Origin of the sequence: Georgenia sp. SYP-B2076, assembly GCF_003991205.1 — a bacterium.
Taxonomy (GTDB): domain Bacteria; phylum Actinomycetota; class Actinomycetes; order Actinomycetales; family Actinomycetaceae; genus Georgenia.
In genome coordinates this window covers 113,328-135,671 of record NZ_RXOZ01000011.1, presented here as the reverse complement: position 1 = coordinate 135,671, position 22,344 = coordinate 113,328, and the positions used below count along the sequence as shown (strand labels likewise).

General features: G+C 73.4%; 19 protein-coding genes. 11 read left to right on the top strand and 8 right to left on the bottom strand.

The genetic code is table 11. From position 1 onward, the window contains the following. The first annotated feature begins 4 nt into the window (after positions 1 to 4). The 4 genes from EJK16_RS05500 (at position 5) to EJK16_RS05485 (ending at position 5,318) form a co-directional block, all read left to right on the top strand. Positions 5 to 457: a Dps family protein gene (locus EJK16_RS05500; protein ID WP_127127152.1), complete on the top strand. Its 453-nt coding sequence runs from the start codon at positions 5 to 7 to the stop codon at positions 455 to 457. A gap of 219 nt (positions 458 to 676) precedes the next feature. After that, the gene (locus tag EJK16_RS05495; protein WP_127127150.1) at positions 677 to 2,692 is read left to right on the top strand and encodes an APC family permease; all 2,016 of its coding nucleotides are present in this window, start codon (positions 677 to 679) and stop codon (positions 2,690 to 2,692) included. 125 nt (positions 2,693 to 2,817) lie between these two features. Continuing rightward, positions 2,818 to 4,635 (top strand): DUF4118 domain-containing protein, encoded by a 1,818-nt coding sequence (locus tag EJK16_RS05490; protein WP_240645795.1) that lies wholly within the window; start codon positions 2,818 to 2,820, stop codon positions 4,633 to 4,635. After that, positions 4,632 to 5,318: a response regulator gene (locus EJK16_RS05485; protein ID WP_127127146.1), complete on the top strand. Its 687-nt coding sequence runs from the start codon at positions 4,632 to 4,634 to the stop codon at positions 5,316 to 5,318. Before EJK16_RS05490 ends, EJK16_RS05485 begins: the two co-directional genes overlap by 4 nt. A 46-nt stretch (positions 5,319 to 5,364) precedes the next feature. On the opposite strand, the gene EJK16_RS05480 is transcribed toward EJK16_RS05485, so the two are convergent. Together EJK16_RS05480 and EJK16_RS05475 are read right to left on the bottom strand one after the other, a co-directional pair. Beyond that, positions 5,365 to 6,264 (bottom strand): universal stress protein, encoded by a 900-nt coding sequence (locus EJK16_RS05480; RefSeq protein WP_127127144.1) that lies wholly within the window; start codon positions 6,262 to 6,264, stop codon positions 5,365 to 5,367. Between the two features lie 201 nt (positions 6,265 to 6,465). Continuing rightward, positions 6,466 to 6,930, bottom strand: a complete 465-nt coding sequence (locus tag EJK16_RS05475; protein ID WP_127127142.1) for a MarR family winged helix-turn-helix transcriptional regulator — start codon at positions 6,928 to 6,930, stop codon at positions 6,466 to 6,468. Positions 6,931 to 7,018: 88 nt separating this feature from the next. On the opposite strand from EJK16_RS05475, the gene EJK16_RS05470 reads away from it, so the two are divergent. After that, positions 7,019 to 7,444 (top strand): pyridoxamine 5'-phosphate oxidase family protein, encoded by a 426-nt coding sequence (locus EJK16_RS05470; RefSeq protein WP_127127140.1) that lies wholly within the window; start codon positions 7,019 to 7,021, stop codon positions 7,442 to 7,444. A 218-nt stretch (positions 7,445 to 7,662) separates the two neighbouring features. Here the strand turns inward: EJK16_RS05470 and EJK16_RS05465 are convergent, their stop codons facing one another. The 3 genes from EJK16_RS05465 to EJK16_RS05455 all read right to left on the bottom strand — a co-directional run bounded on the left by EJK16_RS05465 (position 7,663) and on the right by EJK16_RS05455 (position 11,793). Next, the gene (locus EJK16_RS05465; RefSeq protein WP_205739610.1) at positions 7,663 to 9,075 is read right to left on the bottom strand and encodes a mannitol dehydrogenase family protein; all 1,413 of its coding nucleotides are present in this window, start codon (positions 9,073 to 9,075) and stop codon (positions 7,663 to 7,665) included. Beyond that, positions 9,072 to 10,499 (bottom strand): glucuronate isomerase, encoded by a 1,428-nt coding sequence (gene uxaC / locus EJK16_RS05460; RefSeq protein WP_127127138.1) that lies wholly within the window; start codon positions 10,497 to 10,499, stop codon positions 9,072 to 9,074. Before uxaC ends, EJK16_RS05465 begins: the two co-directional genes overlap by 4 nt. A gap of 202 nt (positions 10,500 to 10,701) precedes the next feature. After that, entirely contained in the window at positions 10,702 to 11,793 is a 1,092-nt protein-coding gene (locus EJK16_RS05455; RefSeq protein WP_127127136.1) for a LacI family DNA-binding transcriptional regulator, read from the bottom strand. Between the two features lie 411 nt (positions 11,794 to 12,204). Between EJK16_RS05455 and EJK16_RS05450 the strand changes: the two genes are divergently transcribed. From EJK16_RS05450 to EJK16_RS05430, 5 genes are all read left to right on the top strand, one after another. Further along, a complete protein-coding gene (locus tag EJK16_RS05450) occupies positions 12,205 to 13,644 on the top strand; it encodes a glycoside-pentoside-hexuronide (GPH):cation symporter (RefSeq protein ID WP_127127133.1) in 1,440 nt (479 codons plus the stop codon). A gap of 211 nt (positions 13,645 to 13,855) precedes the next feature. Then, positions 13,856 to 15,286, top strand: a complete 1,431-nt coding sequence (locus EJK16_RS05445) for a glycoside-pentoside-hexuronide (GPH):cation symporter (protein WP_164737204.1) — start codon at positions 13,856 to 13,858, stop codon at positions 15,284 to 15,286. A 152-nt stretch (positions 15,287 to 15,438) separates the two neighbouring features. Further along, a complete protein-coding gene (larE, locus tag EJK16_RS19475; RefSeq protein WP_164737203.1) occupies positions 15,439 to 16,299 on the top strand; it encodes an ATP-dependent sacrificial sulfur transferase LarE in 861 nt (286 codons plus the stop codon). Then, the gene (larB, locus tag EJK16_RS05435; RefSeq protein ID WP_205739609.1) at positions 16,292 to 17,059 is read left to right on the top strand and encodes a nickel pincer cofactor biosynthesis protein LarB; all 768 of its coding nucleotides are present in this window, start codon (positions 16,292 to 16,294) and stop codon (positions 17,057 to 17,059) included. The genes larE and larB overlap by 8 nt, the downstream gene beginning before the upstream one ends. A 95-nt stretch (positions 17,060 to 17,154) precedes the next feature. Continuing rightward, a complete protein-coding gene (locus tag EJK16_RS05430; RefSeq protein ID WP_127127125.1) occupies positions 17,155 to 17,604 on the top strand; it encodes an HIT family protein in 450 nt (149 codons plus the stop codon). Between the two features lie 45 nt (positions 17,605 to 17,649). On the opposite strand, the gene EJK16_RS05425 is transcribed toward EJK16_RS05430, so the two are convergent. Both EJK16_RS05425 and EJK16_RS05420 read right to left on the bottom strand, forming a co-directional pair. Then, on the bottom strand, positions 17,650 to 18,444 hold the full coding sequence (locus EJK16_RS05425; protein ID WP_127127123.1) for a vitamin K epoxide reductase family protein: 795 nt from the start codon (positions 18,442 to 18,444) through the stop codon (positions 17,650 to 17,652). 57 nt (positions 18,445 to 18,501) lie between these two features. Further along, positions 18,502 to 20,373 (bottom strand): metallophosphoesterase, encoded by a 1,872-nt coding sequence (locus tag EJK16_RS05420; protein ID WP_127127121.1) that lies wholly within the window; start codon positions 20,371 to 20,373, stop codon positions 18,502 to 18,504. Between the two features lie 127 nt (positions 20,374 to 20,500). Between EJK16_RS05420 and EJK16_RS05415 the strand changes: the two genes are divergently transcribed. Next, positions 20,501 to 21,976 carry a glutamate-cysteine ligase family protein gene (locus EJK16_RS05415; RefSeq protein WP_127127119.1) on the top strand — a complete coding sequence of 492 codons (1,476 nt, stop codon included), beginning with the start codon at positions 20,501 to 20,503 and terminating at the stop codon, positions 21,974 to 21,976. Positions 21,977 to 22,014: 38 nt separating this feature from the next. Here EJK16_RS05415 and EJK16_RS05410 read toward each other — a convergent pair whose 3' ends face one another. After that, on the bottom strand, positions 22,015 to 22,290 hold the full coding sequence (locus tag EJK16_RS05410; protein ID WP_127127117.1) for a hypothetical protein: 276 nt from the start codon (positions 22,288 to 22,290) through the stop codon (positions 22,015 to 22,017). Positions 22,291 to 22,344 lie beyond the last annotated feature (54 nt).

Sequence of the window (22,344 nt, the reverse complement as noted above, 5' to 3'; positions counted from 1 at the left end):
ACCGATGGCGAAGCCGCTGAAGATCGTCGAGACGAGCCTGCAGGAGGCCCTCGTCGACCTCGTGGACCTGGCGCTGCAGGGCAAGCAGGCGCACTGGAACCTTCACGGACCCCACTTCCGTGCGATCCACCTCCAGCTCGACGAGATCGTCGCGCAGGTCCGCGCCGCGTCCGACGAGGTCGCCGAGCGGCTCGTCGCGACCGGCGGGACCCCGGACGCCCGGCCGGCGACGGTGGCGGAGACCTCGGGCCTCGAGCCGCTCGAGGGCGGCCCGGTCGCCACCGACAAGGTGGTGCGCCAGTTCGAGGAGCGGCTGCAGACGACGTCGGACCGCATCAAGGCGCACCTCGACGAGCTCGACGAGAAGGACCACCTCAGCGCCGACCTGCTGATCGGCGTCGCGACCGGCCTGGAGAAGCAGGCCTGGATGCTGCGCGCCACCGCCGACGTGGTCTGAGCCACGCACGGTCCGAGGGACGCAGAGGACGGGGCGGGCCGCCGATCGGCGGCCCGCCCCGTCACGCGCCCGGGCCGGGCCGGGCCCGGGCCGCGCCCGATGCCGGGCGCGCCGCGCCGGGGCCGGGGCCGTCATGGTCCCGTCAAGAACGCCTGCCGGCCTGTCAAGGGTCCGTAAGGATCCTGCTCGACCCCCCCGCCCGAGTGGGAGAACGGTGGCATGAGCGCCGCCCTGACCATCCCCGAGGTGCTCAAGCGCGCGCTGGTCGGGCGGCCCGTGCGCAGCGACCGCATGGGAACGACGCTGCTCCCCAAGCGGATCGCCCTTCCGGTCTTCGCCTCCGACGCCCTCTCGTCCGTCGCCTACGCCCCGGACGAGATCCTGCTGACGCTCTCCCTCGCGGGCATGGCGGCCGTGACGCTGTCCCCGTGGGTGGGCGTCGCGGTCGTGGCCGTGATGCTCACGGTGGTGGCCTCCTACCGCCAGACGGTGCACGCCTACCCGTCGGGCGGCGGCGGCTACGCGGTGGTGCGCGAGAACCTGGGCTCGCGCGCCGGGCTGACCGTCGCCAGCGCCCTACTCGTGGACTACGTCCTGACCGTGGCGGTATCGGTCGCCTCAGGGATGCAGTACCTCGCGACGGCGATCCCCGCCGCCCACGGGCACGAGGTGGCCCTGGGCGTCGCCGTCGTCGCGGTGCTCGCGCTGCTCAACCTGCGCGGGGTGCGCGAGTCCGGGACCGCTTTCGCCATCCCTGTCTACCTCTTCATGGGCGCCATCGGGCTCATGATCGCCGTCGGGGCCTGGCAGGAGCTGACGGGGACGCTGCGCCCGGCCGCCTCGGCCGGGCTCGAGATCGCCCCCGACCCGGCGTTCAGCCAGGGCCTGACCGGAGTCGCCGGGGCGTTCCTCGTCCTGCGGGCCTTCTCCTCCGGGTCCGCCGCCCTGACCGGGATCGAGGCGGTCAGCAACGGCGTGCCCGCGTTCCGGCGCCCCAAGGCCCACAACGCCGCCACGACCCTCCTCCTGCTCGGGCTCATCGCGGCCACCATGCTCATGGGGATCCTCCTGCTCGCCGGGGCGACGGGGATCCGCTTCGCGCAGGACCCCGCGCACCAGCTGCTCCGCGCCGGCACACCGGTCGGGGCGGGGTACGTGCAGGACCCGGTCATCGGGCAGATCGCCGCGAGCGTCTTCCACGGCCTTCCCGCCCTGTTCGTGCTCGTCACGATCGCCACCGGGTTCATCCTCGTCCTGGCGGCGAACACGGCGTTCAACGGCTTTCCCGCGCTCGGCTCCATCCTCGCCCATGACGGCTTCCTGCCGCGGCAGATGTACACCCGCGGCGACCGTCTGGCGTTCTCCAACGGCATCATCATCCTGGCGGCCGGGGCGATCGCGTTCATCGTCGCCTTCAACGCCGAGGTCACCCGCCTGATCCAGCTCTACATCGTCGGCGTGTTCGTCTCCTTCACGCTCAGCCAGCTGGGCATGGTGCGGTACTGGACCCGCCACCTGGGCACGCAGATGGAGCGGCGGACGAGGGTGCGCATGCGTCGCTCGAGGGCCATCAACGGCTTCGGCTTCGTGATGACGGCGGTGGTGCTGCTCATCGTGCTCGTCACGAAGTTCGGCCACGGCGCCTGGATCACCCTGCTGCTCATGGGGGTGTTGTTCGTGACCATGAGGGCCATCCGTAGGCACTACCGGCAGGTCGCGCGCGACCTCGTCGTCGCGGACCCCTCTGCCTCGCGCGCCCTCCCCTCGCGCGTGCACGGCATCGTCCTGGTCTCGAAGCTGCACGAGGCCACGATGCGGGCCGTGGCGTACGCCCGCGCCACCCGGCCCTCCACGCTCGAGGCCGTCACGGTCGACATCGACGCCGAGGAGACCGCGGCGCTGCGCCGCGCCTGGGACGATCTCGGCCTCCCGGTCCCGCTGACCGTGCTGGACTCCCCGTTCCGCGAGATCACGCGCCCCGTGGTGGAGTACGTGCGCTCGGTGCGGCGGGCGTCCCCGCGGGACCTGGTCGTGGTCTTCGTGCCCGAGTACGTTGTCAGCCACTGGTGGGAGCAAGCGCTGCACAACCAGAGCGCCCTGCGGCTGAAGAGCCGCCTCCTGTTCACGCCCGGGGTGGTGCTTGCCTCCGTCCCCTTCCAGCTGCACGAGGTCGACCACCTCGACAAGCCGGTCCCGCAACCGCGTGGCGCGGAGGCCGCGAGGCGGGGGCTGTGATGCGCGGCGGTTCCGGAAGCGACGGGCCGTCTCCCCCGGACGAGGTCCGGGCCCCACGCCTTCAGGCGCGGGGCCCCGCGCCGAGCGCCCTGTTCTCGGCCTCTCGCGCCGCCCACAATGGCCTCGTGGGCACCGCCGAGCGGGTCGTGGTGGCCGTCTCGGGCGGCCCGGAGAGCGAGCGCCTCATCCGACGCGGGGCCCGCATGGCCCAGCGCGAGCGGGGCGGGGGGCTGCTCGCGGTCCACGTGCTCACCGGGGGTTCCTCCGCGGGCGCCCCGCCGGCGCCCCTCGCGACCCAGCGTCGGCTCGTCGAGGAGCTCGGCGGAACGTTCCACGCCGTGCTCGGTGAGGACGTCGCCCCCGCTGTTGCCGAGTTCGCGATCGGCGTCGGCGCCACGACGATCGTCGTGGGCCGCCCCCGCGGGGGGCGGGTGACCAGGGTGCTGCGGGCGGCCACGGGCAGCGCGATCGCGGGGCTCGCGCCCGGCATCGACGTGCACCTCGTCGGCGACGGGGCCGCGACCGGGCGGCAGCGGGGCGGACGGCGGCCCATGCTGTCCCGTCGCCGCACCGCCCTGGCGTGGGCCCTCGCCGTTCTCGGCCCCGCCGCCCTGACCGGCGCCCTGCACCGGCCCCACGCGAGCATCGGGCTCCCGACCGAGGTCCTGCTCTTCCTCGCTCTCACCGTGGCCGTGGCGCTCGTGGGTGGGCTTGCCCCCGCGGTCATCGGCGCGCTCATCGGGTTCCTGACGCTCAACTACTTCTTCACCCCGCCCACCGGGCGCCTGATCATCGCGGACACCGAGAACGTGCTCGCCCTGGCCGTCTTCCTGCTGGTCGCCGTGGCCGTCGCCTCGGTGGTCGACCTGGCCGCACGGCGCAGCGGGCAGGCCTTCCGCGCCCGCGCCGAGGCCGCAGCACTGGCCGAGGTCTCCCGCTCGGTCCTCACCGGGGAGGACACCGCCGTCGCGCTCGTGGCCCGGCTCCGCGAGACGTTCGCTCTGACGGCCGTCTCCCTGCTCGAGCGGGCGGCCCCGGCAGGTCCGTGGCGTTCCCTCGCCGAGGACGGCGCCGGCCCGGCGGGGGGCCCGGGGGATGCCGACACGGTGGTGCGCATCGACGACGACCGGGTGCTTGCCCTGCGTGGCCGCGTCCTGGCGGCGGGTGACCGCCGCGTCCTCGAAGCCTTCGCCTCCCAGGCGGGCATCATGCTGGAGAACCGCAGGCTCCGGGAACAGGCGGAGCAGGCGCAGGCGCTCGAGCGCGCCGAGGCCACCCGGACGGCGCTGCTGGCCGCCGTCTCCCACGACCTGCGGACCCCGCTGGCCACCATCCGTGCCGCGATCGACGGGCTGCTCTCGCCGGAGGTCCACCTCTCCGCCGCGGACACCGACGCCCTCGTCGCCACGGTGGGCGCCTCGACCGCGCGGCTGGAGCGGCTCATCGACAACCTGCTGGACCTGTCCCGGCTGCAGACGGGCAGTGTGAGGCCCGTGCTGCGGGCCACCAGCCTGGACGAGGTCGTGCCGCTCGCGACGGAGGGGTTCGGACCCGACGTCGTCGCCGTCGACGTGCCGGAGTCGCTCCCGCTGGTCTCCACCGACCCCGGCCTGCTCGAGCGCGCCATGGCGAACATCGTCGCCAACGCCGTGCGTCACACGCCGCCCGGCGCCAAGGTCCGGGTCACCGCGTCGGCCACCCACCGGCAGGTCGAGCTGCGGGTGGTCGACACGGGCCCCGGCCTCACCGACGACCTCAAGGCGCACATGTTCGAGCCGTTCCAGCGGCTCGGGGACTCCTCCCCCGACGGCCTCGGTCTCGGCCTGGCCGTCACCGAAGGACTGGCGTCCGCCGTCGGTGCCGGTCTCGCGGCCGAGGACACCCCCGGCGGCGGCCTGACCATGGTGCTGACGATCCCGCTCGCCGAGAAGGTGGCCACATGACCGGTCCACGCGTCCTCGTCGTCGACGACGAGCCCGGGCTCGTCCACGCCCTCGCCATCAACCTGCGCGCCCACGGCTGGGCGGTCGCCACAGCCCCGGACGGCACGCACGCCCTCGACCTCACGGCCAGCTGGCGCCCGGACGTGGTGCTCCTCGACCTTGGCCTGCCGGACCTCAGCGGCCTCGACGTCATCGCCGGCATCCGCGGCTGGAGCCACGTGCCGATCGTCGTGCTCTCCGCACGCCAGCACGGCGAGGACAAGGTCGACGCCCTCGACGCGGGCGCCGACGACTACGTGACCAAGCCCTTCGCCATGAACGAGCTGCTGGCCCGGCTCCGGGCGGCCGTGCGGCGGGCGGCCCCGGGCGACGGGGAGGAAGCCGTCGTCGAGGCCGGCGAGCTCACGATCGACCTGGCGCGCCGGCGGGTGCTGCGCGGAGGCGAGGAGGTCCGGTTGACGCCGACCGAGTGGGCGATGATCGAGGTCCTCGTGCGCAACCGCGGCCGGCTCGTCGGGCGCCACCAGCTGCTGCAGGCGGTCTGGGGCCCCGGCTACACCACCGAGACGGGCTACCTGCGGGTCTACACCGCCCAGCTGCGGCGCAAGCTCGAGCGTGACCCCGCCCACCCGCGCCACATCCTGACCCAGCCGGGGATGGGCTACATCTTCGAGACGACCTAGCTGCGGCGCGGCCCTCCGGACCGGTCCCGCGCCGGACCGCCCCGCGTCAGCGTTCCGGCGCGGGCCTGGCCCGCGGACGGTGCGTCCGCACCACCGCGACGACCGGGGCGCGGTGGAGGACTCCGCGGCTGACCGAGCCGACGAGGAGCCCGACGAGGTCGCCCCGCCCGCGGCTGCCCACGACGACGATGCCTGCCGAAGCCGCTGCCCTCACCAGGGCGTCGACCGGGTGGTCGCGGGTCTGCTCCAGGCGGGTCGGGACCTCCGGGAACCGCGACCGCCACTGGCCCAGGCGAGTCCTGGTCTCCTGCTCCGCGCGGGTGAGGACTTCGTCCAGCCGCCGCTGCACCGCGCGGTCGTCCCACGCCCGCCGGGCCCCCTCGACCTGGATGCCCTGGACCACCGTGACGCCCACGCCGCGCCGCACGGCCTCCTCGAACGCGTACTCGATCGCTTCGGATGCCCCGTCGTCGGGGTCCATGCCGACCACGACGGGCCCGTCCGGGTGGGGCGGCGCGTTCCTCACGACGACCACGGGCCCGTGCGCGTGGGCGACCACCTTCTGCGCGACCGAGCCGAGATGGCCCGCGGGCGCGTCCTGCCCGCCCGCGCCCACCACGACGACGGCCGCGATGGCGGAGGCGTCGACCAGGGCCGCGGCCGGGTCCAGCACGATGACGCGCGTGGTCACCGCGAGGCCGGGGTGCGCCGCCCCGGCCCGCTCGGCGGCGCCGCGCAGGAGGTGCTCGCCCGCCTCGAGCTCCTCCCGGGGCGGCTGGAAGTCCCACGTGCGCGCCCGCGCCAGCCACGGGTAGGCGTAGACGATGTGCAGGCCCACCCGCCGCCGGGCCGCCTCGTCGGCAGCGGCGTCGAGGGCCACCTGCGCGGGGGCGAAGCGGTCAAGGCCGACGACCACGGCGCCCTCGGGCGTCTCTGACTCCGCCATGGGAGGCCTTTCGCAGGACCGGGTTGAACCACTGCAGAGGCTCGAAGCAGCGTGACGCTACCAGCGGTTCGTCTCCCGGGCCTGCCGGAGGGATGCGTCCCGTCGGGCGTGCCGAGCGGCACCTCGTGCGGCCCCTGGCCGAGGCTCGGGAGTCCGCCTCGTGCGCGGTGAGCGGCCGCGGCCCGTGGGGCCGGGGTGAGGTCAGGGCTCGTAGGTCCGCAGCCGGGTCGTCAGCGCCACCAGCGTCCGGAGCTCCTCCTCGTCCAGCGCGCCGCCGACGTAGCGCCGGATGCTGCGCACGTGCTGTCGGCCGATGCGGCGCTGCATCGCGGCCCCCTCCGCGGTGAGGCCGACGAGGACGCCGCGTGCGTCGTCGGGCGCGGGGTCGCGGCGCACGAGGCCGCGGTTCTCCAGCCGCTCGACCATGCGGCTCAGGCTCGGCTGGCTCATGAGGATCTGCTCGTTGAGGTGACGCAGGCGCATCCGCCCCTCGTCGGCCAGGCTGAGCGTGAAGAGCACGTCGTACTCGCGCGACCGCAGCGGCGAGAAGTCCCCGCCGCGCTCGAACCGGCGCATGAGCGTGACCTGTGCCCGGAAGAGCGACTCCCAGGCCTCGGCCGCCACCCGGGTGCCGGCTGCGGGCGTCTCGGCGGCAATTTCATGCATTTGCATATTCTATCGGGCGCTTCCCGCCACGGCGCGGGGACGTGACCAAAGTCATGCAGGGTCGGCGACAGGCGCTGGATACTGGGCTATGGGCTACGACATCAACGAAGAGGTCACCACACTCACCGCCGACCAGTGCTGGGAGCTGCTGGGCACGACGAACATCGGCCGCCTGGCGGTCAGCGTCGGGGACCGGCCCGACATCTTCCCGGTCAACTACGCGAGCGACGCCGGCAAGCTGTACTTCCGTACGTCGCCCGGCAGCAAGCTGCTCGAGCTCACGATCAACAGGCAGGTGGCCTTCGAGACCGACAGTCTCGGTCAGGACACCGCCTGGAGCGTCGTGGTGCACGGCGAGGCCCGGGAGCTCAAGAACGACAGGGAGATCGAGGCCGCCGCGCGCCTCCCGCTCCGACCCTCGATCGGCACGTTCAAGCCCGTGTACGTGGAGATCAGGGCCACCGCCGTCGACGGGCGGAGCTTCGTCCTCGGGCCCGAGCCCGAGGTCGACTGAGCGGTCCGCGGCGGAGGCCGGCTCCGCCAGCCCGGCTCCCCGGGCCGGGCTCGCCCGGGACGAAGCCGGGCCGGCACCGCTCCGAGGAGCGGCACCGGCCCGGCGCCTGGCACCCACTTGCGGGACACCCGTATCAAGCCACGAGGGCGTGCCGCGCAGCAAAGAGTTGCCACGTGGAACGGGACCCGGGCGTCCCGGGCGTGCTCGGTGCTGTGCGCTCAGCTCTTCTTGGCGGTGCCCTCCAGGGCGAGGAGCTCGTCGGCCTTGGCCACGACCGCCGCGACGAGCTCGTCGTCGGGCAGGAGGTCCGGGCCGACGACCTTCAGGATCCCGGTCGTGGCCTCGGCGACCGTGCCCTGGGCGGCGGCGACGACGTCCGCCTCGCGGGCGTCCTTGACCGGGGCGCCGTGGCCCTGCAGGTGCAGGACCCACGCGGCGAGTGCCCGGACCGGGCCGTCGGGCAGGCGGCCGGCCTCGCGCTCGAGGCGCAGGGCCGGGAGGATCCGCACGGGGATCTTCTGCGAGCCGTCCGCCGCGATCTGCGCGAGGAGGTGGCGCACCCGCGGGTTGGAGAAGCGGTCCAGGAGGGCCGCACGGTACGCCTTGACGTCCTCCGCGCCGACCTGCAGGTGCTCCCCCGCGACGTCCCACCACTCCTCGACCCAGCCGCGGACGGTCGGGTCGGCGATGGCGTCGGCGACCGTCTCGTGCCCGACGACGGTCGCGGCGTAGGCCATGAGCGAGTGCGAGCCGTTGAGCATCCACAGCTTGCGCTGCTCGAAGGGGTGGACGTCGTCGACGACCGTGACGCCGGACTCCTCCCAGGCGGGTCGCCCGGCGGGGAACTCCCCCGCCACGACCCACTCGCTGAAGGGCTCGGTCGGCACGGGCGAGGCGTCGTCGTAGCCCTCGGCGGCGGCGACGGCCTCGCGCTCGGCGTCCGTGGTGGCCGGGGTGATCCGGTCCACCATCGAGGTGGCCCAGGAGACGTTGGCCTCCATCCACTCCTGCAGGGTGGGGTCGACCTCGGCGGCGAGCTCCTCGACCACGCCGCGGAAGGTGGGGCCGTTGTCGGGAAGGTTGTCGCAGGGCAGCACGGCGATGGCGCCGGTGCCGGCCGCCCGGCGGGCCAGGAAGCCGCCCACCACCTTGGCGGGGGTCGTCGTCGTCGGCGCCTCGGGGTCGGCCCGCAGGGCCTCGACGTCCCTCGCGACGGCGGGGTCGCCGAGCGCGAGGTGGCCGTCGGCGCCGCGCATGTAGCCGGCCTCGGTGACGGTGGTGGTGATGATCGCCGTCTCCGGGGCGCGCAGGTAGCCCAGGAATGCGGCCGTGTCGCTGGCCGGGTGCACCGCGGACAGGGAGCCGATCACCTCGAAGGTGTCCCCCTCGGCGTGGCGCGTGATGAGCGTGTAGAGGCCGTCCTGCGGGGAGAGGGCCTCGGCGGTGTCGGGCCGGCGCCCCGTGAAGGCGGCGATCCCCCACTGCGCGGCGTCCGGGGCGTGCTCGGTGTACCAGGCCTGGTGCGCGCGGGTGAAGTTGCCGATCCCGAGGTGCACGATGCGCACGGGCGCGGCGGGCCGGCCGTGGTTCTCGCGGGTCAGCCGGGGCAGGGTCGTGGTTTCAGGGCTCACAGCTTGAACGCCTTCCGGGGCTGGGTGACGACGAGGTCGTGCATGGTGTCGAGCGCCTCGTCCATGGTGAGGCGGTGCTCGCCGACGAGCTCGGCGACGTAGCCCGCGTCGAGCCGGCGGCTCATGTCGTGGCGCGCGGGGATGGACAGGAACGCGCGGGTGTCGTCGATGAAGCCCGACGTGCGGCCGAAGCCGGCGCCGGCGCCGGTGACGGCGCGGCGGTAGCGGCGGATCGCGTCCGGCTCGTCGATGAACCACCACGGCGCGCCCACGAACACGGACGGGTAGAACCCGGCCATCGGGGCGAGCTCGCGGGAGAACACGGTCTCGTCGATCGTGAACAGGACCAGCTGGAAGTTCGGGTGGGTGCCGAACGCGGAGAGCAGCGGCTGGACGTTCCGGGTGAACTCGGCCTGGATCGGGATGTCGCCGCCGACGTCGGCCCCGTACTTCTCGAGGCTGTCAGCGTGATGGTTGCGGAACACCGCCGGGTGCATCGTCATGACCAGGCCGTCCTCGGTGGCCATGCGGGCCTGCTGGAACACGAAGTCCCGGCGCAGCGCGTCGCCCTCCTCCGAGGTGATCTCGCCGGCACGGGCCTTGGCGTAGAGCCGCTCGGCCTCGGCGGCGTCGAGCTTGGCGGCGCCCGGGTCGCGGTGGGAGTGGTCCGAGGACACGGCGCCGTGGTCCTTGAAGAACGCGCGGCGGTTCTCCATGGCGGCGACCCACCCGGCGTACGTGCCGGTGTCGACGCCGGAGACCTCGCCGAGCGTGTCGATCAGGCCGTTCCAGGAGGGCGTGGCGGGCTCGAGGTACTTGTCGGGGCGGAAGGTCGGCGCGACCTTGCCGTCCCAGGTCGGGTCGGAGGCGAGCTTCTCGTGGAAGCGCAGGTCGTCGGCCGGGTCGTCCGTCGTCGCGATGAACTCGATGCCGAACTTCTTGTACAGGGCGCGGGGACGGAACTCGGGGGTGGCGATGGCGGCGGCGATCTGGTCGTAGATCGCGTCCGCGTTGGCCTCGGTCGGCGCGAGCTCGATGCCGAAGATGTCGGCCAGCTCGGACTCGAACCAGAACTTCACCGGCGTGCCGCGGTAGGCCTTCCAGTTCGCGCACAGCAGGCGGAAGGCGTTGCGCTTCTGCTCGTCGCTGAAGTCGGTCTGGCCCACGCCCAGGTCGGCGAGCGAGACGCCGCTGGCGTGCAGGAGGCGGTTGACGTAGTGGTCCGGGGTGATGAGCAGGGAGGTGGGGTCCTCGAAGGGCACGTCGTCGGCGAGCCACTGGGCGGGGACGTGACCGTGGGGCGAGATGATCGGCAGGTCCTTGACGGAGCCGTAGAGCTCCCGTGCGATCTTGCGCAGGCCGGGCTCCGAGGGCAGCAGCCGGTCGGGATGGACATGCAGGACGTCGTTGTCAGAGTTGGTCATGACGCCATCGTGCTGGTCCCGGACTTGCGAGGGCAATCTGTTGCCGCCAGTTGCCCACGCGGTGGGGCCGCTCGGCGACGGCGACGGGCCGCGGGCGGGCCGCCGACCAGCGGGGACGGCGCCCGGGCGGGCCGAGGGCGCTCGCTGGGGAGGGCGCCCGCCGGCGAGCGCTGGAGACGGCGCCCGACGGAGACGGCGCCCGCTAGAGACGCGGGCCGGTGCTCTCCCGCTCGACGAGCTTGACCGGGACGACGACCGGCGGCCCGACCCGGGGCTGCGCACCCCTGATCTGGGCGACAAGGTTGCGCACGGCGGCCGCGCCGAGCGCCCGGCGCGGCGTGGCGATCGTCGTCAGCGGCGGCGTGACGAGGTCCGAGGCGAAGATGTTGTCGTAGCCCACCACGGAGACGTCCTCGGGGACGCGGACGCCGCGGGCCGTGACGGAGCGGATGAACCCGATGGCGATGAGGTCGTTGTAGGCGATCACCCCGCTGGTCCGGGTCTGGAGCCACGCCTTCGCCGCCGCCACCCCGCCGGCCACGGTGGGGCTGAGCGGGCCCAGGCGCCGCACGTGCACGGACAGCTCGAGGGACGCCTCGCGAAGCCCGCGCCAGCGCATGCCGTCGGCCCAGGAGGCCTCGGGGCCGGCGAGGTAGGTCACCGGGTCGTGACCGAGCTCGCCGAGGTGCTCGAGCGCGCGCCGCACGCCCCGCGAGTTGTCGGGGACGACGGAGGGGATCTCGCGCACCGCCCGGTTGAGCGCGACCATCGGCTTCTGCTTCGCGATCATCCGGATGGCGGCGTCGGACATGCGGGAGGTGCCCAGCACGATGCCGTCCACGATCGGCAGCGCCCGTTCCAGCGCCTGCCGCTCGCGGGTGTCGGACTCGCGCGAGTCCACCAGCAGGACTGTGTAGCCCGCCTCGGCCGCCTCGTCCTGGACGCCGTTGATGATCTCGAAGTACACCGGGTTCGTGATGTCGGGCACCACGAGTGCGAGCAGGCCCGTGTGCGTGGTCGCCAGCGCCCTGGCCATCGGGTTGGTGCGGTACCCCAGCTCGGCGGCGACCTGGCGGATGCGGTTGGCCGTGTCGGAGTTGACCCGCCCCGGACGGGAGAAGGCGCGCGAGACGGTGGACGGGGCCACGCCCGCCGCCTGGGCGACGTCGTAGATCGTGGGGGCGCCGCGGCGCCGACGGACCACCGGCGACGGCGGCTCCTCCGGCGACGTCTCCGCCTCCGGGGCCGGCCCCGGAGGCGGCCCCGTGCGTTCCTCGTCTGTGTCGTGCCCCATCGGCGCGATCCTCCCGTTCGGATGCCACCACCGTACGGAGCGGGGGCAAGAAATGGCAACCGATTGCCGTATCGCGGACGTCACACCTAGGGTGCGCGCGGCCGCCTGCGCGCCGGTTCCTACGCGCCCTCTCCCGGGCCCGTCCTGCGCGTTCAGCCCTGCGCGCGCTGCCCGGCACGCTCCCGCACGGCCGTCCGCTGGGGCACCCGTCGCCGTCCGCTCGAGCACCTGTGCCATCCCACCACGCGCCCCCGGCCGCGAGCGCGACCTTGGTCCCGGCGCACCCCCGGCGGGGCCGCTCACACCATTGCCGCGACAGACACGTGGTGGGTAAATGGACGCACCATCTCGCAGCGAGACAACGGCACCCGCCGCGCGTGTGCCGTCAGGTCCAGCCATCAGGGAGAGGCCATGTCGACCACGACCAGCACCCTCGAGAACGCCGCGAAGCCGCACCTGAGACCGGCCACCGTCATCGGCTACGGGGCCGGTGACGCGGGATGCAACATCGCCTTCCAGATGACCGGCCTGTTCCTGCTCGTGTACTACACGAACGTGGCGGGCATCCGGCCCTCCGACGCCGGGACGCTCTTCCTCGTCGTCAAGGTGTGGGACGCCTTCGCGGACGTCTTCGCGGGGCGGATGGTCGACCGGACGATGACCAGGTGGGGGAAGTTCCGCCCGTTCATCCTCTGGTACTCCCTACCGTTGCTGGCGTCGAACCTCCTCGTGTTCTCGATGCCGGAGTTCGACAGCTACGGGTACAAGCTGCTGTGGGCCTATCTCACGTACGCGCTCCTGGGGCTGCTGTACTCGATGGTGAACATCCCCTACGGCTCGCTCGCCGGCGCCATGAGCCAGAACCCCGTGGACCGCTCCCGCCTCGCCTCGGCCCGCATGGTCGGGTCCGGCACCACGATCCTGCTGCTCGCCGTCATCCTCGCCCCGCGGATCAAGACGGCGGCGAACCTCCACCAGACGTTCCTCATCGTGGCGCTGATCTTCCTGGTCGTGGGCATGGCCATGTTCATGACGACCTTCCTCACGTCCCGGGAGACCGTCTACCGCGAGGTGGAACGGGTGAGCCTGCGGGAGACCTTCTCCACCCTGCGCAGGAACGGCCCGCTCATGCGGCTGTGCCTCTCCTCGTTCTTCTACCTCACCGGTCAGAACATCGTCTCGGCGCTCGCGATCTACCTCGCCAACGACGTGCTGGCCCGCTACGTCAGCGGGACCGCCGGGTGGCTGGCCGCGGTCGTCACGATCATCACCACCGGCGCCGTCATCTATGTCGGGCCCTTCGGGCCGTCCGTCACCCGGCGGCTCGGCAAGAAGCGCGGCTTCATGACGGCCGCCGTGATCTCCATCGTCGGTGGCCTGCTGTTCGCCTTCAGCCACAACCTCGGGGTGGCGCTGCTCGCCCTGTTCCTCATCGGCCTCGGGATGGCGCTGCTCAACACGATGACGTGGGCGCTGGAGGCCGACACCGTCGAGTACGGCGAGTACCAGACGGGCATCCGCACCGAGGGCGCCACCTACGCCGCCTTCTCCTTCACCCGCAAGGTCGGCCAGGCGGTCGGTGCCGCCATCGCCTCATACGCCCTGGCCTTCGTGGGGTTCCGTGCGTCCACCGCGGGCCATCAGGTCACGCAGACGACCGAGACCCTCAACGGCATGCAGGCCGCCGCGGCCTTCCTGCCCGCGGCGTTCTTCCTGGTCGCCCTGCTCATCATGGCGACGTACCCCCTGACCGAGGAGAAGTTCAAGGAGATCGTGCGCGGGATCGTGGCGAACCGTGCCGCGCGGCATGCCGCGCTCCACGGTGAGGACCCCTCGCAGGCCCCCCGCTAAGAGGACTGCACCGAGCCGTCCGCCGCACCCGTGCGGCGGACGGCTCTCGTCGTCGTCAGGTTGCGGGACAACGAACGGCAACCACCGTGCAACCGACGGCAAGTGTTGGCGCGCGCCTGGCCCGGGGGCGGATAAATGGTGCAACGCGTCTCGAGCCCCGACCCAGCGCCAACCGACGCCCGGAGCCGAGCCCCACCACTCAGGAGAGAACATGAGCACCGCAACGTCTGTCGCCGTGCAGGGGCGGCCAGCTACCAGCGCCGGGGGGCCCCACCTCACGCGCAAGACGATCATGGGCTACGGCGCGGGCGACGCCGGCTGCAACATCGCCTTCCAGATGACCGGCCTGTTCCTGCTGGTCTTCTACACCGACGTCGTGGGGATCAGCCCGGCGCACGCCGGGAGCATCTTCCTCTTCGTCAAGATCTGGGACGCCTTCGCCGACCTCTTCGCCGGCCGCATGGTCGACCGCACCATGACCCGGTTCGGGAAGTTCCGGCCGTTCATCCTGTGGTTCTCGTTCCCCCTGCTCGCCTCGAACCTCCTGGCGTTCTGGATCCCCGTCGAGAGCTACTCGATGAAGATCGTCTGGGCGGTGGGCTCCTACGCGCTCCTCGGGCTGCTGTACTCCCTGGTGAACATCCCCTACGGCTCGCTCGCCGGCGCGATGAGCCAGAACCCGGTGGACCGCTCGCGCCTGTCCGCGGCCCGCATGGTGGGCTCCGGCGCCACGATCCTGCTGCTCTCGGTGATCCTCGCCCCGCAGATCAAGGCCTCCGACAACCTGGCCACGACCTTCCTCGTCACCGCGGCGATCTTCCTCGTGGTCGGCATGGTCATGTTCATGACGACCTTCGCCACGTCGAGGGAGTCCGTCTACCGCGAGGTCGAGCGGGTCAGCTTCAAGGAGACCCTCCAGACCCTCAAGCACAACGGCCCGCTGCTGCGCCTGTGCTCGTCGTCGCTCTTCTACCTCATCGGCCAGAACATCGTCTCCGCCCTGGGCATCTACATCGCCAACCACGCCCTCGCGCAGTACGCCGGGGCGGGCAACTGGCTGGCCGCGGTCGTCACCATCATCACCACCGGTGCCGTCCTGTACGTCGGCCCGCTCGGCCCGGGCGTGACCCGCAAGCTGGGCAAGAAGCACGGCTTCATGACGGCGGCCGGCGTCGCCGTCGTCGGCGCGGCGATCTTCGGCATGGCCAACAGCCTGCTCGTCAGCCTCGCCGGCCTGTTCCTCATCGGGCTCGGGATGGCGCTGCTCAACACGATGACGTGGGCGCTGGAGGCCGACACCGTCGAGTACGGCGAGTTCAAGACCGGCATCCGCACCGAGGGCGCGACCTACGCGGCCTTCTCCTTCATCCGCAAGGTCGGCCAGGCGGTCGGCGCGGCCATCGGAGCCTACGCGCTGGGCATCGTCGGCTACGACGGCACGCTCGCCGTCCAGCCCCAGTCCGTCCTCGACGGCATCCAGACCTCCGCGGCGATCCTGCCCGCGGCGTTCTTCCTGGTCGCCCTGCTGATCATGTCCCGGTACCCGCTGACCGAGGCCAAGTTCCAGGAGATCATGGTCGGCATCCAGGCCAACCGCGCCAAGCGTCACGCCGAGCTCCACCCGGAGGACGCCGCGAGCTGACTCACCCCCGGGCACGTGCCCGGAAGTCCCCGGCGGGCGTCGACGTCGCAGCACCGCGGCGCCGGCGCCCGCACGCACCACCGCCCGCGGGAGGGCCGGGCACCCGACGTAGGGTGTCCTACTGCGGGAGGCACCGAAAACTGGAGGAAGACGTGTCAGCACGGTTCGACAACCTGGGCGGGGAGACACTCGCCCTCGCCGACGCCGTGGGCGCCGAGCTCACCGGCGCCGCCCCGCTGGGCGTGGCGTACTCCGGGGGCGTGGACTCCGCGCTGCTCCTCGCGCTGGCCGTGCGCACGCTCGGGGCCGAGCAGGTGGTCGCGCTGCTCGGCGTCTCCCCCTCGCTCGCCCGGTCGGAACGTGCGCTGGCGCACGAGACGGCGGCCTTCATCGGCGCCCGGGTGATCGAGATCGAGACCCACGAGGGCGAGAACCCCCAGTACGTCAAGAACGGCGTCGACCGCTGCTTCTTCTGCAAGGACGAGCTGTTCACCCGCATCTCCGACGACCTCGTCGCCGCCCACGGCCTGGCCGCCGTCGCGTACGGCGAGAACGCCGACGACGCGAAGCGCCCGGACCGCCCCGGCTCCCAGGCGGCGACCAACCACCGGGTGCTGCGCCCCCTGTCGGTGGCCGGCCTGACGAAGGCGCAGGTCCGCGATGTCGCGCGCGTGCTCGAGCTGCCCGTCGCCGACAAGCCGGCCGCGCCGTGCCTGGCCTCGCGGATCCCGCACGGCCAGGACGTCACCCCCGAGAAGCTCAGGCAGGTCGAGCGCGCGGAGGAGGTCCTGCGCGAGCTCGGGTTCTCCGATGGCCGAGTCCGCCACCACGGCGACATCGCCCGCATCGAGCTGCCGACGGCGGAGATCCCGCGCGCCGCCGAGGAGCCGGTGCGCGAGGCCCTCCACCGCGGCGTCACGGCAGCCGGGTTCCGCTACGTCGTCGTGGACCTGCGGGGCATCCAGTCCGGCGCCTTCACCCTCCCCCTCCTCCAGGTGGGCACCCGTGGCTGACGCGCACACCGGCGCCCTCCAGGCCACCGCCGACGGCGCCCCCGGGCCCGCGGCAGCGCCCGAGCCGGGCGGCGAGGTGCCCGGCGTCGCCGAGCTCGACCACGACCGCGCTGCCCGCCGCGGCTATCCCGAGGCCGTCTACTGCGAGGGCAAGACCCCCGAGCAGCTGCGGGCCATCGCAGCCGCCCTCGCCGAGCGCCACCGCCAGGACGCGGACCTCGCCGGCCATCCCACCGGGACGCTGTTCACCCGCGCCGACGCCGAGCGCGCCGCCGCCGTCCTCGAGGTGCTCCCGGACGCCCTCCACGTCCCCGAGGCCGGTCTGCTGGCCTGGCCCCCGACCCCGCCCGAGCCCACGGGGGGACTCGTGGTCGTGGCGTGCGCCGGCACGTCCGACCTGCCCGTCGCGCGCGAGGCCGAGCTGACCGCGCGCTACCTGGGCCGGCGCACCGAGCTGGTCGTCGACGTCGGCATCGCGGGCCTGCACCGCATCCTCGCCCGGGTCGACACGCTGCGGCGTGCGGCGGCGATCGTCGTCGTCGCGGGCATGGACGGCGCCCTGCCCGGCGTCGTGGCCGGCCTCGTCTCGGCACCCGTGGTGGCCGTGCCCACGTCCGTCGGGTACGGCGCCAGCTTCCAGGGTCTCGCGGCGCTGCTGACGATGCTGAACACGTGCGCGCCCGGCGTCGGCGTGGTCAACATCGACAACGGCTACGGCGGCGGCCACCTCGCGGCCCAGATCGCGGCGCCCCGCCCCTGAAGAGATCGGAGGCGCCCGCCCGCCGGCACGTCCCGGCCGTGGACGCGCCGACGTTCGTGGGCCGGGCCCGGCCCCGCCGGTGCCAGGATGGTGGCATGAGCACGGTCTTCAGCAAGATCATCGCCGGCGAGATCCCCGGGCGCTTCGTGTGGGCGGACGACGTGTGCGCCGTCTTCGGCACCATCGCCCCGATCACCGACGGTCACATGCTCGTGGTCCCGCGCGAGGAGTTCGCCCAGTACACCGACGCCCCGGACGAGGTGGTGGCGCACCTCGCCGTCGTCGCCAAGACGATCGGCCGGGCGCAGCAGTCCGCCTACGGCGCGCCGCGCGCCGCCGTCATCGTGGCGGGCTTCGAGGTGGAGCACCTGCACCTGCACGTGCTGCCGGCGTGGGACGAGCGGTCGCTCACCTTCGCCAACGCCCGGCACGACGTCCCCGGCCACGAGCTCGACGCGATGGCCGAGAAGGTCCGCCAGGCCCTGCGCGAGGAGGGCCACGGCGACCACGTCCCAGCGGCGCTCGCCTCGCCCGCCCTCGCCTGAGACCGGGCGCCGGGCGGGTGACCGCCCGCGAGGGCCGCGCCGGGCTCAGGCGAGCAGCAGGAGCCACTGGTCCCAGAACACCCAGGCGACGGCCAGCACGACCGCCGCGTACCAGGCCGCGACGATGATCCAGCGGTCCTGGACCAGCGTCCGGCGGAGGCGGTCCTGGACCAGCGTCCGGCGGAGGCGGTCCGGGACCCGGACGTGCCCCGCCTGAAGGCTGCGCGCCCAGACGTTGACGAAGATCGGGATCATCACGGTCCAGACCACGAGGCAGTAGGGGCACAGCCCCCGGATGCTGAAGAGGGCCTGGTACTGGAACCAGAACACCCACAGGATCGCCAGCGTGGCCGCGGCGGTCAGCGTGACCCAGAACCACCGCGCCGGGCGGGCGCGCGCCAGCAGCATCACGCCGACGGCCGTCAGCGCGGCGAAGGCGACCGTGCCCACCACCGCGTTCGGGATGCCGAAGAGGTGGGCCTGCCAGGTGGTGATGAACGTGCCACACCCGATCAACGGGTTGAAGTCGCAGGCCAGGGCCGCATCGGGGTCGCGGGCGACCTCGATCTCGGAGAGCACGAGCATGACGGCCGCCCACGCGCCGAGGGCGCCGCCGATGGTGAGCAGCCAGGCGAGCCCGCGCGGGGCCCCGCCGGCGAGCTGGTGCTCGGTGGGCCGCGCGGGGTCGAGGGCGGCGACCTGGGCCTCGAGCTCCTCGTCGCTCACGTCGAGGTCGTCGACGGCGGCGTCCGGGATCCCGGCGGTTCCGTCGCGCTCCCCGCCCAGCGCGCCCGGCGCGCCCGGACGCGCGACCTCCGCCGACATGCGTTTCCGGCTCACGAGACCTCCCAGGTTGGCGCCTTCAAGTATGCGACCCGCGGCACCGGCGCTCCCGGCTCACGGGACGTCCGTCGGCTTCTCGGTCGCCGTCCGGGACGCGGCGCCGCCGTCGGGCACCGGCGGCGCGCCGTCACCGCCGACCTGCGGGACCTCGGGGAACGTGTGCCACGGCCCGAGGGCCACGGAGGCGTCCGTCCCGACGTCGATCATGCGGTAGTCCATCGGCGCGCCGGTGGTGCGGTCCACCCGCAGCACCGTGATCGCCGCAGCCCCGGTAAGGGGGCCGAGGGTCATCCCGCCCCCGGCCGCGCCGCCGGTGGACGTGCTCACGTAGCGCAGCCCCCGGCCGAGGACCTCCGGTCCCTCGGTGCGGTGCCAGTGCCCGGACAGCTGCAGGCGGGCGCACCCGGCGTCCATTGTGGCCGTGCCGGCGCGGGGGTTGTGCACGAGGAGCAGGTCGACCCGGGCGCCCGCGTCGGTCGCCGCGCACGCGGCCCCCGCGAGCCGCTCCCCCAGCTCGGGGATGGACTCGGGGCGCTCCGGCCGGGTGCCGGCCCCGACGGCGGTCAGGGTCGGGTCCGTGTCGCCGAGGATGCTGATCCCGGCCACGTCGACGACCTTGCCGGACAGGACCGTCCACCCCACCGTCCGCTCCTGCTCCGCCGTCGTGACGGAGTCGTGGTTGCCGGAGGAGACGACCACCGGGACGCCGTCGGGCACCGCACCGGCGAAGGCGTCGACACAGTAGGACTCCGCGGAGGTCCCGCTCATGACGGTGTCACCCGCGTCGAGCAGCACGTCGGCCCCCGAGTGGTGCACGGCGGCGGCGATCACGCGCGCCATCCCGACGTTGCAGTGCAGGTCCGAGACGAGCACGAAGGTGACGGGATCGGGGGCCTCGCCCTTCGGGGCGGCCGAGGTGGTGGTCGAGCCCGGGCCGGGCGCGCCGGCCGGGGAGGGCGGGGCGTCCGACGGCGCGGGCGCGGCACCGTCCGGCGCGGGCGCGGCACCGTCCGGCGCGGGCGCGGCACCGTCCGGCGCGGGCGCGGCACCGTCCGGCGCGGGCGCGGCACCCTCCGGCGCGGGGGCGGCACCGTCCCCCGCGGCGTCCCGCGCAGCGGCGTCCTCCGGCGCGCGGGGGGCGGGATCGGCGTCGAAGGCCGCGGCGAGGTTCGCGGAGGCCTCGTTGTAGAACGCCTCGTTCTCGAGGTACGCGTCCTTGACGGTCCCGCCGTAGATGCTCACGAGGTCCGCCAGCCGCCCGGTGATCCTCGCGCCCGCCAGGGGCGTGCCGTCGAGGACCGCCGGGCTGTAGCCGGGGTCCTGGTCCTGCTCCATCGCGGGCACGACGAAGACCGCCGCCATGGCGAGCGTGGCCGCGGACCCGAGCGCGCCGACCCCGGGCCGGGCGAGCGCGGCCTTGAGCTCCTCGCGCAGGCGACCGTGGGAGGCGAGCCGGCCGGCGGCGAGGAGCACGAGCAGGACCGACCAGGCCACGACCGTGCGGCCGAGGGCGTCGCCGACCAGGCCGCGCACGGCGTCGGCGACGGCCGCCCGCGGCTCGCTGAAGAGCTGGCCGTAGGCGTGCAGGTCCGCGACCAGGCCGGGCGCCGGCGAGACGGTCTTCTCAAGGTCGCTGGGGATTTCCCCGACGACGACGTCGACGCCGAGCGGCCACGGGAGCGGCGAGTCGAGGATCAGGGCACCCAGGGGGCCCATCTCGATGGTGACCTGCCGGTCCAGGGTGACGTGGTAGTCGGCCACGTGGGGGCCGAGCGACGCGTGGGTACTCGCGGTGGTGACGCCGAAGACGAGCGCGGCCAGCCCGGTGACGAGGAGGGTCGCCACGGTTCGCAGCACCCGCCGGGTGGTGGTCGTCTGGCGGTGCCACCACTCCCAGCGGTGCCGCGCCCGTGTCTCCGCGCTCATCACCGCCCATTCTTCCCCCTGGCGTGCTCGCCGCCAGACCGGCCTGCCTGGCGCCCGGCGTGCGCGCCGGGCGCGGCCCGCTCATGCTGGCCTTGCCGCAGCCCCGCCATCAGCGAAGGAGGCCCAGATGGGCCAGGACGTCAGCGCGAAGGTGTACACCCGCGCCGACCACACCCGGTACCGCCTCGCGGTCCGGCGCTGCCTCGACGCCCTCGAGCGGATGCTGGACGCCGGGTCCTTCGTCGAGGACGAGTGGCGCACCGGCCTGGAGATCGAGCTCGACCTGGTCGACGGCGACCTCGGCCCGGCGATGAACAACACCGATGTGCTCGAGCACATCGACGACATGCGCTTCCAGACCGAGCTGGGCCGGTTCAACATCGAGCTCAACGTCGAGCCGCGGCGCATCGACGGGCAGTCGCTGCTCCAGCTGGAGAGCGCCCTGCGCAAGAACCTCAACCACGCCCGCGACCGTGCCGGCGACGTCGGCTCGGACATCGTGATGATCGGCATCCTGCCGACGTTGCCGCGGCCGGAGCCCGGCTTCTCCTGGTTCTCGGACAACGCCCGCTACCGCCTGCTCGACCAGGCGGTCCTGGCGGCCCGCCGGGAGGACATCATGCTGGACATCCCGGGCCCCGAGCGCCTGGAGATGTCCACCGACACGATCGCCGTCGAGGCCGCGTGCACGTCGGTCCAGCTGCACCTGCAGGTGCGCCCCGGCAGCTTCGCGCGGTACTGGAACGCCGCGCAGGTCCTCGCGGGCCCGCAGCTCGCCCTCGGCGCGAACTCCCCGTACCTGTTCGGTCACCAGCTCATGGCCGAGACCCGCACGGAGCTGTTCCTCCAGGCCACGGACACCCGCTCCCCTGAGCTGCGCAACCAGGGCGTGCGCCCCCTGGTGCCGTTCGGTGACCGGTGGATCAACTCGATCTTCGACCTGTTCGAGGAGAACGTGCGCTACTACCCCGCGCTGCTGCCGGAGGTGGGCGACGAGGACCCGCTCGCCGTCCTCGACGGCGGCGGCACGCCGACGCTGGCCGAGCTCCGCCTGCACAACGGCACCATCTACCGCTGGAACCGGCCGATCTACGACGTCTCGGACGGCCAGCCGCACCTCCGGGTCGAGAACCGGGTGCTGCCCTCCGGCCCGACCGTCGTCGACGTCGTCGCCAACGCGGCCTTCTTCTACGGCGTCGTCGTCGAGATGGTGGTGGACGAGCGGCCCGTCTGGTCGCGGATGAGCTTCGAGGCGGCGCGTGAGAACTTCCGCGCCGGCGCGCGCGACGGTGCGGCGGCGCGGCTGTACTGGCCGGGCGTCGGGCAGGTCGACTGGGACGAGCTCGTCCTGCGCGCGCTCCTGCCGATGGCCCAGCGCGGCCTGGAACGCCTCGGCGTGGCGGGCGAGGCCACCGACCGCTACCTCGACATCATCGAGTCCCGCGCCAAGCTGCGGGTGAACGGCGCCAGCTGGCAGGTCGCCGCCACAGAGTCGTTCGAGGCCCGCGGGCAGGCCCGACCGGACGCCCTGACCTCCATGCTCCGCGCGTACATGGAGCACATGAACGCCAACGAACCGGTACACACCTGGCCCGTGCCGTAGGGCGTGCCCGCGCCGTCCCCAGGCGCAGATGCCCGCGGTCATCCCCAGGTCGCCGGCACCAACCCCGCCGCCGCCGTCATCGTGAGGGCATGAGCAGCCCCGCGCCCGACGCGACCCACCGCGCGCCCCTGACCACCGACGCGGCGGTCGAGCGCCACGTCACCGGCCGCATCGGCCCGGCCCTGCGCCGACAGGTGTGGACGTTCTTCCTCGACGAGGCGCAGCGTCCATGCCCCCTCGTCATCCCCGTCGAGGACCTTCCGGCGCGACCAGGACCCGGGGACGGAAGCGCGTTCGCGAGACTCGTCGGCCACGCCGCCGAGCTGGCGGAGGCCCGTTCGGTCATCCTGGTACTCGAGCGTGACGGT